General features: G+C 60.1%; 12 protein-coding genes. 7 read left to right on the forward strand and 5 right to left on the reverse strand.

Translation table 11 applies throughout. The annotated features are described in order from the left end of the window. The first annotated feature begins 146 nt into the window (after nt 1–146). The 3 genes from map to OA90_RS15620 all read left to right on the forward strand — a co-directional run bounded on the left by map (nt 147) and on the right by OA90_RS15620 (nt 4196). Complete coding sequence (gene map, locus OA90_RS15610) at nt 147–977, forward strand: type I methionyl aminopeptidase (RefSeq protein ID WP_068413717.1); 831 nt, start codon at nt 147–149, stop codon at nt 975–977. 15 nt (nt 978–992) lie between these two features. Beyond that, nucleotides 993–1670: a DNA repair protein RadC gene (gene radC, locus OA90_RS15615; RefSeq protein ID WP_068413720.1), complete on the forward strand. Its 678-nt coding sequence runs from the start codon at nt 993–995 to the stop codon at nt 1668–1670. Between the two features lie 204 nt (nt 1671–1874). Then, nucleotides 1875–4196 carry a bifunctional diguanylate cyclase/phosphodiesterase gene (locus OA90_RS15620; RefSeq protein ID WP_068413722.1) on the forward strand — a complete coding sequence of 774 codons (2322 nt, stop codon included), beginning with the start codon at nt 1875–1877 and terminating at the stop codon, nt 4194–4196. 71 nt (nt 4197–4267) lie between these two features. Here the strand turns inward: OA90_RS15620 and OA90_RS15625 are convergent, their stop codons facing one another. Both OA90_RS15625 and ppdK read right to left on the reverse strand, forming a co-directional pair. After that, nucleotides 4268–5221, reverse strand: a complete 954-nt coding sequence (locus OA90_RS15625) for an ArgK protein (RefSeq protein ID WP_068413725.1) — start codon at nt 5219–5221, stop codon at nt 4268–4270. Between the two features lie 44 nt (nt 5222–5265). Then, on the reverse strand, nt 5266–7935 hold the full coding sequence (gene ppdK, locus OA90_RS15630; RefSeq protein ID WP_068413728.1) for a pyruvate, phosphate dikinase: 2670 nt from the start codon (nt 7933–7935) through the stop codon (nt 5266–5268). Between the two features lie 274 nt (nt 7936–8209). Here ppdK and OA90_RS15635 point away from each other — a divergent pair, with 274 nt between their 5' ends. Together OA90_RS15635 and OA90_RS15640 are read left to right on the forward strand one after the other, a co-directional pair. Then, the gene (locus tag OA90_RS15635; protein ID WP_082837080.1) at nt 8210–9997 is read left to right on the forward strand and encodes a tetratricopeptide repeat protein; all 1788 of its coding nucleotides are present in this window, start codon (nt 8210–8212) and stop codon (nt 9995–9997) included. A gap of 11 nt (nt 9998–10008) precedes the next feature. After that, nucleotides 10009–10890, forward strand: a complete 882-nt coding sequence (locus tag OA90_RS15640) for a 4-(cytidine 5'-diphospho)-2-C-methyl-D-erythritol kinase (protein WP_068413731.1) — start codon at nt 10009–10011, stop codon at nt 10888–10890. 82 nt (nt 10891–10972) lie between these two features. Here the strand turns inward: OA90_RS15640 and OA90_RS15645 are convergent, their stop codons facing one another. Further along, a complete protein-coding gene (locus tag OA90_RS15645) occupies nt 10973–11908 on the reverse strand; it encodes a polyprenyl synthetase family protein (RefSeq protein ID WP_082837091.1) in 936 nt (311 codons plus the stop codon). A 256-nt stretch (nt 11909–12164) separates the two neighbouring features. Between OA90_RS15645 and OA90_RS15650 the strand changes: the two genes are divergently transcribed. After that, nucleotides 12165–12401, forward strand: a complete 237-nt coding sequence (locus OA90_RS15650; RefSeq protein WP_068413737.1) for a DUF2007 domain-containing protein — start codon at nt 12165–12167, stop codon at nt 12399–12401. A gap of 4 nt (nt 12402–12405) precedes the next feature. Then, nucleotides 12406–13209 carry a methyltransferase gene (locus OA90_RS15655; protein WP_068413740.1) on the forward strand — a complete coding sequence of 268 codons (804 nt, stop codon included), beginning with the start codon at nt 12406–12408 and terminating at the stop codon, nt 13207–13209. A gap of 8 nt (nt 13210–13217) precedes the next feature. Here the strand turns inward: OA90_RS15655 and OA90_RS15660 are convergent, their stop codons facing one another. Then, nucleotides 13218–13490: a Usg family protein gene (locus OA90_RS15660; protein ID WP_068414090.1), complete on the reverse strand. Its 273-nt coding sequence runs from the start codon at nt 13488–13490 to the stop codon at nt 13218–13220. Nucleotides 13491–13626: 136 nt separating this feature from the next. Beyond that, entirely contained in the window at nt 13627–13974 is a 348-nt protein-coding gene (locus OA90_RS15665) for a cytochrome c (RefSeq protein ID WP_244274650.1), read from the reverse strand. Nucleotides 13975–14014 lie beyond the last annotated feature (40 nt).

The raw sequence follows: 14014 nt of genomic DNA on the forward strand, positions 1-14014 counted from the left end.
CGACACTTTAACCGCACGTGGAACTGGAAATTGCCACCTCGTGACTGTATGTGAACATGTGAGACAGAAGAATAATCAACGGTGCCGGACTGCACGACAAGACTTGATCGGGCCGGCCCGGTCCAGTTGCAAGACACGAGTACAAGATGGTCAGTTACATTGACGCCGCAGAAGCTCCCCTGAAGAACACCGGCCAGATCCGCCTTTACGGTCCCGCCGATTTCGAGGGCATGATGCGCGCCGGCCAGTTGACGGCCGCCTGCCTCGATGAACTCGCCGATATCGTCAAACCGGGAACGACCACCGAGGAAATCGACGAATTTGTCTACCAGTACGGCATGGATCGTAACGCCATTCCCGCGACACTCAACTACCGTGGCTATACCAAGTCGTCCTGCACCTCGATCAATCACGTGGTCTGCCACGGCATTCCCAACAACAAGGCCATGCGCGAAGGTGATATCGTCAACATCGACGTGACCTTCATTCTCGACGGCTGGCACGGCGATTCAAGCCGCATGTATCCGGTCGGCACGGTCAAACGCGCCGCCGAACGTCTGATCGACGTGACCTATGAATCGCTGATGCGCGGCATCGAGGCGGCCCGCCCCGGCAACACCACCGGAGATATCGGCGCTGCCATCCAGACCTTCGTGGAAGCCGAACGCTGCTCGGTGGTACGCGATTTCTGCGGCCACGGACTGGGACTACTGTTTCACGATACCCCGAACATCCTTCATTACGGCCGCCCGGGAGAAGGTGTCGAACTCAGACCCGGAATGATCTTCACCATCGAGCCGATGGTGAATCTGGGACGCCCCCATGTGAAGGTCCTGAGCGACGGATGGACGGCCGTGACGCGCGACCGATCGCTGTCGGCCCAGTTCGAGCATTCCATCGGTATCACCGAGGACGGATGCCAGATCTTCACCACGTCGGCCAGGGGACTTCACAAGCCCGGTCGTCCGGACGACTAGGGCCGCAGCAAGACCATGGGGGCCGAGGATCACAAGGGGCATCGTCAAAGGCTTCGGGAGAGATTTCGCACCACCGGTGCACAAAGCCTCGCCGACTATGAACTCCTGGAATTCCTGCTTTTTTCCGCCCTGCCCCGTCAGGATACCAAACCGATCGCCAAGGCGCTTATCAAGCGCTTCGGATCCTTTTCCGCTGCTCTTGCCGCACCCCGAGCGCGCCTGAAGGAAATCGACGGTCTGTCGGACATCAGCATCGACAGCCTGCAGGCGGTTCACGCTTCCATCGCCCGGTACCATCGTTCGGAATTGAACGACCGCCGGCCGCTCGACAGCTGGCAGAAGGTCATCGACTATCTGCAGGCCTCAATGGAACATTCCGGCATCGAGCAATTCAGGGTGCTTTATCTGGACAAGAAGAACGGCCTGATCGCAGATGAAGTCCAGCAGACCGGCACGGTCGATCACACGCCGGTCTATCCGCGCGAAGTGATCCGGCGCGCCCTCGATCATTCGGCAACAGCGCTCATCATGGTTCACAACCACCCCTCCGGCGATCCCACGCCATCGCGGGCGGATATCCAGATGACCCGGAAGATCATCGAGATAGCCAATCCGCTCGGTATCGAGGTTCATGACCACATCATTGTCGGCATGAGAAAGAATGTGAGTTTCCGCGGCCTGCGACTGATCTGACCGGCATCGCCACCTGAGGTTCAAACCTTGAGGCGGATCGACGCGCGCGCCGCGAACCGGGGGGCACGCAAACCGCGATTCTGATTGTTTTCGTTGAAACATCCAAAGCTGACCCAGCGTCTGTTTACTGTAATTTTACTATGAACTTAGGGTCATTCCTTAACCCCGAGAGGCAATACTGCTTCAAAATAAATCGGGCGGCAGATGAACTATTCGGCGAAAAACTCAGGCGGAAAGATTGCAGGAGCGATCATCGTTCCGATGGTCGCCATTGTGCTGATTTCCGTATTCGGCATTTTTGGCGTGATGCACTGGTCCGCCCATCTATCCGATCGCAATGCCGAACAGTCGCAGCACACACTCGTTGCCGGCGCCATGCAGCTCACTCAGAACCATTTGGTCAAACAGCAGACCGGTGTGGCGATCTGGGAAGAAGCCTACCACGTCGTCAATCAGACGGATCCGGATAAAAACTGGATTCACAACAACATGACGCATTGGTTGTACCAGAATCACGGCTTCACCAAATCGATGCTGATCGATCGGGAACTCGCGGTGCAGAGCGTCTACGCCCATGACCTCACTCAGGTGTGGATGACGCCAAACCTGATTGAAGACCTTCGGCCTGCCGTCGCCAAGGTACGCGCCCGCTACATCGTTTCCATGAAGAAAACGCCTTCCGGTCTGTACCGCTTTGCCCCTGAATACAACGAAACCCGCCGCTCGATCGCCGAAACCGGCGTTCTCAGCATAGATGGCCAACCTCATCTGTTCACCGCCTCGGCCGTCGTGCCGCAGATCCTCTCCATCTCCAAGAAGCGCACTCCTCCGGTAACACTGGTGAGCCTGATGCCGCTGAATGGCGAAAAATTGCATGAAATCGCAGAGATGACGCGGCTGGAAGGGTTCGTGCTGAAAGGTTTCGAGGAAAGCTCCACGGCAGGTCCTCAGCCGAGCCGTCGGGCGAACACGGATGGCGCCGGCCAGTTTCAGCTTTACTCACCGCTCGGCCGGGGCGTTGGGGTGCTGGGCTGGAACACCACTCGTCCCGGCAGCCAGATGCTCGACCGGATCACACCGTTCCTTGCCCTGGCCGCCTTCATGATCGCCGCATTGGTGATTGCGGTCATCGTCTTTACCCGGCTGATGACAAAACGGCTGGCAAGGAGCGAAGCCAAGGCCGTTCTTGCCGCGCGTCATGACGCTCTTTCGGGTCTTCCGAACCGAGCCAGGTTCCATGCGCTTTTGAAAGAAGCTCTTGAAACGGGCTTCGGCAAAAATACGAACACGGCAGTCGTCTATATCGACCTGGACCACTTCAAGGACATCAATGATACACTGGGCCACTCGGCTGGCGACCAGGTAATCGTCGCGGTCGCGCAACGGTTGAAGTGGGTCATTCCCGATGACGGCATTGTCGCCCGGATCAGCGGCGACGAATTCGCCATGGTCATCCGAAACTGTGAAGATGACGAGTGGCTGGAATATATACTGGATCAGGTTCAGGACGAGATCGGACGCCCGATCATGATCGGCAGCCATGAGCTGTTTGCCAGCCTTTCCATGGGTGTGGCGGTCGCCCCCAGGGACGGGAACGACCCCGACGACCTGCTCCGCAAGGCCGACATCGCCCTTTACGATGCCAAGGCCAACGGCCGCAACCGGCGCTCCTTTTTTGAAGCGAACATGGAACACCAGGTTCAGTCCCGGGACAGGCTGTCGCGGGAACTCCGCCTCGCCTTGCAGAACGACGAACTGGATCTCGCCTATCAGCCGCAATCCGATACCGGCGGTCGCCGGATCGTATCGGTCGAGGCTCTCGCCCGCTGGACCAAGCCGGATGGCACGGTTGTCTCTCCGGCCCAGTTCATTCCGGTTGCCGAGGAGACCGGCCTGATCAACGAACTCGGCATCTGGGTTCTGAACAAGGCCTGCGCCAAGGCGCATGACTGGCCGGGTGTGATCGTTGCGGTGAACGTCTCACCCAACCAGTTCAAACATCCGCGTTTCGTTGAAAAGGTCATGGCCATCCTGGCGGCGAACAATCTTCCGCCACAACGCCTGGAGATCGAGGTCACCGAAAGCGTGTTCGCCGGGCGCAACGATTCCGTGCTCAAGGCGTTGCGTCGGTTGAAAAACCTCGGCGTGAAGGTCGCACTCGACGATTTCGGTTCCGGATACTCCAGCCTGAGCTACCTGCGCCGCTTTCCCTTCGATACGCTCAAGATCGACCGCGATTTCCTTTCCGGCATGAACGGCAATCCGGAGGCCGAAGCCATCCTTGTATCGATCATTCAGCTCGGCAAGGCACTGGGCATGACAATCGTCGCGGAAGGCATCGAAACGCTTGAACAGCTTCGCTTCCTGCAGGCGCACGATTGCCACCGGATGCAGGGATATTATATCTCCAAACCGCGTTCGGAAGCCGATCTGACGGCGTTTCTGGAGGAATTCAACGGCGATAGCGGCGGCGGTTTCGGAACCGATCTCAGCTTTCAGCCCCGCAAGGTCGGCGCGAGGTTCTAGAGCCTGTCGCGATCAATTGAACTTCCAGAGTCGGTCGAGCCGGTAGCGATTAATCGCAATGTGTGCACTCGTCAGCCAGAACGACGCCGGAAATCCGCGGCAAAAGATGCAAAACTCGTGAAAGGTTCGGTCTTCGCCCTGTCCACCCGGACATCGGCAGGTTGCCGTCCGGCCAATCGCAGACCCGTCTGACCGAATTCCGTCCGCACCATGTCACGAAACCAGGCAGCATGCTGATCCCGCCGGCGCGGGTCCAAAGAGCCGCTTTCGACCAAATGAGCATGATGTCGGGCCGTCAGCACGGTCAGCTCCTGGATGCCTTGCCCGGTCTCCGCTGAAACTTCGCATACCGGAACCTGCCAGTCCCCCGCACCGCCTCCGCTCAGCGAAAGCGCGCCCCTGACATCCGAGGCTGCCCTGCGCGCAAGAGCGCCCATATCCGCCTTTGTCACGGCGACCACGTCCGGCAGTTCCATGATACCGGCCTTCATGAATTGCAGGCTGTCGCCGGAACCGGGCTGAACACACAAGATGACCGTATCGACAGCCTGTTTCAGATCGCCTTCCGACTGGCCGATACCGACCGTTTCGACGATCACGCAATCGCAGACAGCTCTCAGGACAACGATGGCCGCAACCGCATGGTCGGACAGCCCTCCCAGCCGGTTACGGGCCGCCATGGATCGCACGAAGACATTGTCATCGGACGGATCGGTCTTCAGCCGGGTGCGGTCTCCGAGCAGAGCGCCGCCCGTCAGGGCCGAGGACGGATCGACGGCAAGGACGCCAACTTTCCTGCTCTCCGCCCTGTAAGCCCGGATGAGGGCATCGCTCAGGCTCGATTTTCCGACACCGGGCGGTCCCGTCAATCCAATGACCTCGGCGCGCACGCTTAGGGAGACGCGATCAAGGAAGGCAGCCGTCTCGGCATCCCCGGCATGTGTTTCCAGCCGGGAGAGAACCCTTGCCAGCAGCCGCTTGCCTCCCGTTCGCAGCTCTTCCAGCGAAGGGAGCGGCCCGCTCATACCGTCCTTGCGGCACCGGCCGCCTTTTCGCCGCCACGCATCGTTCAGCCCGATCTGGATTTGAGGGCCGATTGAGCGGCCGCCAGCCGGGCAATCGGCACACGGAAGGGCGAGCAGGACACATAGTCGAGCCCCACTTCTTCGCAGAAGCCGATCGAGGCGGGATCGCCGCCGTGCTCACCGCATATGCCCAGCTTGATGTCCGGCCGGGTGGAGCGGCCGCGATCCACACCGATCCGGATAAGCTCGCCAACCCCTTCCTGGTCGAGGGACACAAAGGGATCCTGTTCCATAATACCCTTCCTCTGGTAGGTGCCGAGAAAGGATGCGGCATCATCACGCGAGATACCGAAGGTGGTCTGGGTAAGATCGTTGGTTCCGAAAGAAAAGAACTCTGCGGACTGCGCGATTTCCGCTGCCTTGAGCGCCGCGCGCGGTAGTTCGACCATGGTGCCGACCTGATAGGTCAGTTCAGCTCCGGTCTCTTGCTGCACGGCGGCGGCCATTGCCTCGATGCTTTGCCGGACCAGATCCAGCTCCTTTTTCAATCCGACCAGAGGCACCATGATTTCCGGTACGACCGGTGCCCCGGTCTCACGGGCAGCTTCCACGGCGGCCTCAAAGATCGCCCTTGCCTGCATCTCGGCGATCTCCGGATAGGAGACCAGAAGACGACATCCGCGATGGCCGAGCATCGGGTTGAACTCCTCCAGGGCCAGCGCCCGGTCCCGAAGCAGGTCCGGATCTGCTCCCATCGCCGCGGCGACTTCGGCGAGCTCATGGTCTGTTTTCGGCAGGAACTCATGCAACGGCGGATCGAGCAGGCGGATGGTCACCGGCAAGCCATGCATGATCTTGAAGAGCTCGACGAAATCCTGCCGTTGCATCGGCAGCAGCTTGGCAAGAGCCGTCCGCCGTCCCGCTTCAGTCTCGGCGAGGATCATCTCGCGCACGGCAACGGTGCGTTCGCCGGCGAAGAACATATGTTCCGTACGGCACAGGCCGATCCCCTCGGCTCCGAAATCACGAGCGACCTTGGCATCCAGCGGCGTCTCCGCATTGGCGCGAACGGTCATGCGCCGAACCTTGTCAGCCCAACCCATCAATGTGCCGAAATCGCCCGAAAGCTTGGGCTGAAGCATCGTCACCTCGCCGGAGAGAACCTGGCCGTTCGCCCCGTCGATGGTAATGATATCGCCCTCTTTGAGCTGACGTCCGGCCGCATTGATGACACCGTTGCGATAATCGATGCGCAGCATGCCGGCGCCGGCGACACAGGGTTTGCCCATTCCCCTGGCAACCACGGCCGCATGGCTGGTCATGCCACCCCGGCAGGTCAGGATGCCCTCGGCGGCATGCATGCCGTGAATGTCCTCCGGGCTTGTCTCCACTCGCACCAGAATGACTTTCCTGCCCTCGGCCTTCGCTTCTTCGGCAGCCGCGGAGGTAAAGACGATAGCTCCGGAGGCAGCACCCGGCGATGCCGGCAGGCCGGTCGTCAGCACATCCCGCTCCGCTTTCGGATCGATGGTGGGATGCAGAAGCTGATCGAGCGCACCCGGTTCGACACGGCCGATCGCTTCTTCTTCACCAAGCAGACCTTCGGAGACCATGTCGACGGCGATCTTCAGCGCGGCCTTTGCCGTCCGCTTGCCGGCGCGGGTCTGCAGCATCCAGAGCTTGCCCTCCTCGATGGTGAACTCCAGGTCCTGCATATCCGTGTAGTGGGCTTCCAGCCTGGCACAATAGGATTGGAATTCAGCGAAGGCTTCGGGCATCAGCGCTTCGAGCGAGGGATTGGACGAACCAGCCTCAAGCCGCGCCTTTTCGGTGATGTCCTGTGGTGTGCGTATCCCGGCGACGACGTCCTCGCCCTGGGCATTGACCAGAAATTCGCCATACAGCGCATTCTCGCCGGTGGACGGATTGCGCGTAAAGGCAACGCCAGTCGCGGAGTTCGCCCCCATGTTGCCGAAAACCATCGCCTGAACGTTGACGGCGGTTCCCCAGCTTCCGGGAATATCGTGCAGCCGCCGATAGGTGACCGCGCGCGGTGTCATCCAGGATCCGAACACCGCTCCCACGGCACCCCAGAGTTGCTCTTGGGGATCCTGCGGAAACGGCTTTTCCAGTTCCTCTTCCACCAGAGCCTTGAACTTTTCGATCAGACCCGACCAGGCATCGGCGTCGATGTCCGTATCGAGCTTCAGCTCGTTGCGTTCCTTGTAGTCCTCCAGGATTTCCTCGAATTCATGATGATCGACCCCGAGCACAACATCGGAATACATCTGGATGAAGCGGCGGTAGCTGTCATAGGCAAAGCGCCGGTCTCCCGACTCCATCGCCAGAGCTTCGACCGTCCGGTCGTTCAAACCCAGATTGAGCACCGTATCCATCATGCCGGGCATCGAGACGCGGGCACCGGAGCGCACAGAAACCAGAAGAGGACGCTCCTCGCCGCCAAACGTGCGGCCCGTCGCCGCACCGATGCTGTTCAACGCTTCCAGAACCTCGGCGGTAAGCGTCTCCGGATAGGAATTGTCGTGATCATAATACCAGGTGCAGACTTCGGTGGTGATTGTGAAACCCGGTGGCACCGGCAGACCAAGGCTGCTCATTTCAGCAAGATTGGCGCCTTTTCCACCGAGAAGGTTGCGCATGTGCGCCGCACCCTCCGCAGACCCGTTGCCGAAACTGTAGACCCACTTGGCCATATCAACTCTCCTCGCGTCGCGCTGGCTACGTCCGCGCTTCCGTCAATGTTGCAGGGCACATACCTGCTACGGCAGACCACCGTCATCAAGTCCTTTTAGGCAGAAAACCGCTTCCTCGCACGCCAGGCTCCGAGAATTATCACGATCGGCAAAATTGAAAGGATTTAAACCCTCAGAAAGTTATCCCGGCTGCCTTGCCGCTCAGCCTTAAAGACGCCATTGTCAAAGGCAATAAGCAACAATCGAACCGGCTCAGCAATCGGAAGTGCGAGGAATGATGACACAAGTGACCGGCGCCGTTGCCAGAATGGACCGCAGGCCTTTCAAACTGAAGCTCCTTGCGCTGGTGAGCGCAATTGCCCTTTTGCCCGCCGCAGCCGGCGCTGAGACGAATGCAAAGACAGACACTTTCGGCACGCCCTCCGATCTGCCGTTCACCCTGTCGGGCAGCTATCTGTCCGGACGCCTCGCCGGTTTCCAGAAAGATTACGGCCATGCAGCCGCATTTTATGAAGAATCCCTGGCCGCCGATCCGTCCAACACCATGCTTCTGGAACGCACGTTCCTGCTGAAACTGGCCAATGGCGACGTTGAGCAGGCGGTCTTCTATGCCGATGAGATGGAAAAAAGCGGACTGGAGAATTTCCTCGCCCAGATCACCGTAGGCGCTGAGCGTATGGCGGAAGGCAGCTACGCGGAAGCGGACGCAGCTCTGGCCAAAAGCAGAAACGGCCCCCTCGCCCAACTGTCCGTCGGCATTTCCCGCGCCTGGGCCCTTTATGGCGACGGAGAGATCGAAGCTGCAGTCGAGATGATCGACGCGCTCAACGGTCCCGACTGGTTCGAAGTCTTCAAGGCGACTCACAAGGCCCATCTGCTGTTCGCCGCCGGGCGTATTCAGGACGCCCTGGAGGCAATTGAAGGCGCATACGAGACCGACCAGGGCGCCATTCGCGTCGTGGATGCCTATGCCCGCATTCTGGCGGCCAACGCCCGCCAGAAAGACGCGCTCGACGTCCTCGACCGGTACGACCAGCAGTTCCGTGGCCATCCCAAGCTCGACCAGACTAGAGCCATCCTGGAAAGCGGCGCCGTCGTCCCGCCGCTGGTCACCAGACCGGCCGAAGGCATGGCGGAAATCCTTTATGGCCTGGGTGCGGTGATCGGCCGTGACGGCGGTGAGGAACTGTCGACCTCCTATCTGCAGCTGTCGCTCTATCTGGACCCGAACGCGGAATTCGCGGCAATTGCCCTTGGAGCCGTTTTCGAACGCATGGAACAGCCGGAACGGGCAATAGCCGCCCTGACGAAAGTTCCTGACGACAGCGTGCTGAAGCGCGAAGCCGAGATCCAGGTCGGGCTCAATTACAATGCACTGGATCAGCTCGAGGAGTCGCGCTCGCATCTGCAGAAGCTGATCGATCAGGATCCTTCCGACCTCGAAGCGGTTATCGCGCTCGGCAACATCCTGCGGTCCCACGAGATCTATGACGATGCGGAAGCCATCTACACCAGAGGTCTGGACACGATTTCCGAGCTGGGGCCTCAACACTGGCTGCTGCTTTATTTCCGCGGCATCAGCCGCGAACGGCTGGACAAGTGGGACCAGGCGGAAGCCGATTTCCGCAAGGCGCTTGAACTCAACCCAAATCAACCGCTGGTTCTCAACTATCTCGGTTATTCGCTGGTCGATCAGGGACTGAAGCTCGACGAAGCACTGAACATGATCAAGACCGCTGTCCAGTTGCGGCCATCCGACGGCTACATCGTGGACAGTCTCGGCTGGGTCTACTATCGCCTCGGGCGCTACGAGGAAGCGGTCAAGGAGCTCGAGCGGGCCATTGAGCTACGCCCGGCCGACCCGGTCATCAACGACCATCTGGGCGATGCCTACTGGATGGTGGGTCGCCGCAACGAAGCCAGGTTCCAGTGGAACCATGCGCGCGACCTCGGACCTGACGAAAAGGATCTTCCCGCGATCCTGGACAAGATCGCCAACGGCATGCCGGACACGCCGGTCACGGACGCCGCCAAGGCGGAAAACGACAAGAACGGCGGCTGACCGCGACCGCCATGTCCCTTTCCCACCCTCCCTCTCCCCGGGTGGAGCTTGCCCGTGCCAAGGTCAATCTGGCCCTGCATATCACCGGGCAACGATCCGATGGCTACCATCTGCTGGAGTCGCTTGTTGTGTTTCCCCAGATCGGGGACCGCATCGCGCTGGCCCCTTCGGACAAGCTGGAACTTGTTCTGGAAGGCCCCTTCGCGCGCGATCTCGAGGGACCTGATGAGGCCAACCTCATCCTGAAGGCGGTCCGATCCTTCGCGGCACGGGCGAAGCTGCCCTGCCCCGACATTCGCCTCACGCTCACCAAACGCCTCCCCGTCTCTTCGGGAATCGGCGGCGGATCGAGCGACGCGGCAACGACATTGTGCCTGCTTGAGGATTTCACCGAAGCTTATTTGTCCGAGGAAGACCTTCACGACCTGGCGCTGTCGCTCGGCGCCGACGTTCCCGTGTGCCTTATTCCCGAGCCCCAGATCATGCGTGGTATCGGCGATGAGTTGACTACCGGACCGGAACTGCCCGCCTGCGGCATGGTTCTGGTCAACCCGAAGGCCGGTGTTTCCACCCCGGACGTTTTCAAATCGCTGACCCGGCGCGACAATCCTCCATTGCCTCCGGTTCCGGAGAGCTTCGAGACACTGGCGCAACTGACCGCCTATCTGAAAATTTGCCGAAACGACATGCAGGACGCAGCCATGCAGCTTTGCGGCGGTATCGGCGACGTGTTGTCGGTGCTTGAGGCGGACAGCCGGATAGATCTCGCCCGCATGTCCGGCTCCGGCGCCACCTGTTTCGGGCTATGCGAACTGCAACATGCCGCGGACATCGAGCGCAGTCTCAGAGCCGACCACCCCGAATGGTGGATCGCTTCAGGGCCCTTGTCGTAGCCATGGGAGCGCCACAGAAAACACCGTTCATCACAGCGAGATTGATACCATATCTGATTTAAATATCAGTGCGTTACAGCAATCAGCTTACACGTGAGATACAGAAGGCGACAGCGTCCGCGAGGGCATCATTGTGTGCGCCGCTGGGCAGCGGATCGAGCGCCCGAAGAGCTTTTTCGCCGTAATCGCGGGCACGTTGCACGGTATCCGAGAGGGCGTCGTATTTCCTCAGCAGCTCGATAGCCTGCTCCAGATCGCCGTCCTCGACTTCTTCGCCTTCAAGGCAACGGCTCCAGAAGGTCCGCTCACTCTCCGTGCAGCGGGCAACGGCCAGCACGACCGGCAGTGTGATCTTGCCTTCGCGGAAATCATCGCCGATATCCTTGCCGAGATCCGCCGACGAGCCGCCATAGTCGAGCGCGTCGTCAACAAGCTGGAAGGCATAGCCGAGTTCCATGCCGTAGGTGCGCGCCGCATGCTTCATCTCGTCGCTCTGACCGGCGATCACCGGCCCGACCTCGGCCGCGGCCGCGAACAGGGCAGCCGTCTTGGCCTCGATCACGCGCAGGTAATCCTCTTCGCTGGTGGCGATATTCTTGGCGGCGCCGAGTTGCAGGACTTCTCCCTCGGCAATGACTGCGGATGCGGAAGCCAGAATGCGCAAGGCTTCCAGCGAGCCGACATCCACCATCATCTTGAACGCCTGTCCGAGCAGATAATCTCCCACCAGCACGCTTGCCTGGTTGCCCCAGAGCTTGCGGGCCGCCAGCTTGCCGCGGCGCATGTCACTTTCGTCGACGACATCGTCATGAAGCAGCGTCGCCGTATGCATGAACTCGACACTGGCCGCCAGCGTGACATGCCCGTCGCCCTGATAGCCGAACATATCCGCACAGGCGAGCGTCAGCATCGGGCGCAGCCGCTTGCCGCCGGACGAGATCAGATGTTTGGCGATTTCAGGAATCAGATCTACATTTGATCCTGCCTTGGAGAGGATCAGGTTGTTGACGCTGGTCATGCCCGGGGACACGAGTTCCACGAGAGATTGAATGCTCGCACGGCGCGGCTGACTGTCAGTATAGGTCGCAACAAAGGCCACTCACGGCACTCCCTGAATGTTTGAGCGGACAATATGGTGCGTTTGCGCCCGGGGCAAGACGCCAATCGGCAGACAAGCTGTTGAAATGCCACATTTGAAGGGTTTTGCTGGACACCGGTGCCGGACGGTGCTTTTTCAAACCGCATCTTGGTGTGCAGCTAAAACCGGGAATCCAATGGAAGAACTCGTCAGAACAAATGATCCCGTCCTGATTTCGTTTCTGGAATCGATTCTGGAGGAAGCCGGCATCAAGCATTTTGTCGCAGACGGCAATATGAGCGTTCTGGAAGGGTCGCTCGGCATTATCCCGCGCCGGCTGCTGGTTCATTCCGACCAGATCCAGAAAGCACGCATGCTGGTGCGCGAAGCTGGCCTGGAGGGCGAGCTGCGGCCGGACACCGGACAGGCCTGACATCATGAGCACACACCTTGCCGGGGATGAAACCGAGACAACACGCGACGCTTTTCTGGGCGGAAGGGTCTATGTGCATCAGCCCAGATACGGGCGCCACCGGGCCGGTCTGGATGCGGTCTACCTGGCGGCCGCGCTGCCGGAGACGACGCGCGGTCGTGTGGTCGACCTGGGCGCCGGTGTGGGAACCGCGGGATTTTGCGCAGCGGCCCGTCTGACCGACATCAGCGTCACTCTCGTGGAGCTGGACCCTACCGTGCTGTCTCTCGCGGCCCGCGGATTGGAAGACCCGCACAACGCGGCCTTCTCGGAGCGGGTCACGCTGTTGGAAGCGGATATCATCGCAAAGGGAACCTTGCGCCACGCAGCAGGCCTCAAACCCTCGATGGCCGACCATGTGATCATGAACCCGCCTTACTATGAGGCCGACAGGTTCCGGGCGTCTCCCAAGGAAGCGCGAGCCGGCGCCCACATGCTCGATGAGCGCGGGCTTGAGCCCTGGGTGAAAACCGCAACGGATATTGTCCGCGACAGCGGCACCCTCACCGTCATTTTCCGTGCCGACGGTCTGCCGGACCTGCTGAACATTCTGCAGGGCCGCTTCGGGGCTATTGACGTCATTCCCCTGCGCCCGCGCCAGGAAGCACCGGCCACCCGCGTCCTCATCCGCGCCATTCGCGCCAGCAAGGCGCCCATGCGGCTGCTGCCGGGCTTTGTCCTGCACGAGGGCGAGGGATCCGACTTCACAAGCCAGGCACAGACCGTCATGCGTGACGGCCAAGGGCTCGGGCTATCGCCGCGCCGCTGAGGGTCTTTTCAGTGCATCACGATCTCGCCGTCGGCAAAGCGGAAGTCTACCGGCGTGACAAGTTTCTGATGGGCGACGCGCACAGAGTGAATTCTGCCCTCGACTTCTCTTTCCCAGAATTTCAGGAACCGGTTGAGTTCCGGAGATTTGGGGGCGAGATCCTCAGTCTGCCAGAGAAAGCTCTGAAGCAGTTTCGGATGGTCGGGAATCCGATAGAGGATTTCAGCCGTCAGCAGGCCGTAGCCGAGAAGTCGCTTTTCAAAGTCTGAGCTGGTTTTCATGCCGGTCCTTTCTTTGTTGCAAAGAAAGAATGTCACGAAATCAGGAGAACCTGACCCGGCCATCGATCAAATACTGTTTATAACCAGTACTTTGGCAGCAGCTATCTGGAGCTGCTAACAAACGGCCTATACGGCATCACTTGGCCTGAATGGACGCAAGATAGCCCAGAAAGGCGTCGATGTCGTCCGGGGCGAAGGCGAATTCAGGCATTCCGTCATGACCGGTGACGATGCCCTCGGCCAGCGGTTCCTCAAGACTGTCCAGCGGATAGAGACTGGAAAGGTCGCGGAACGCCGGTGCGCCTGCCTGCGCACTCTCGTCATCCGGCCCCACCGCATGACAGACCGCACAATGGATCTCCGCCAGTTCCCGGCCAGACGCAAGACTGGCGGCGTCAGTCGGATAACCACCTCCCGAAGCAGCGACATGACCGCCGGACATGGACAGGACGACAAACCCCAGTACCGGTACCCATTTCAACACGAACGTATCCTCTCCTTGAACCCTCTCTCTGATTTATAGA

Source organism: Labrenzia sp. OB1 (genome assembly GCF_001624695.1).
In the GTDB taxonomy this organism is placed as follows: domain Bacteria; phylum Pseudomonadota; class Alphaproteobacteria; order Rhizobiales; family Stappiaceae; genus Roseibium.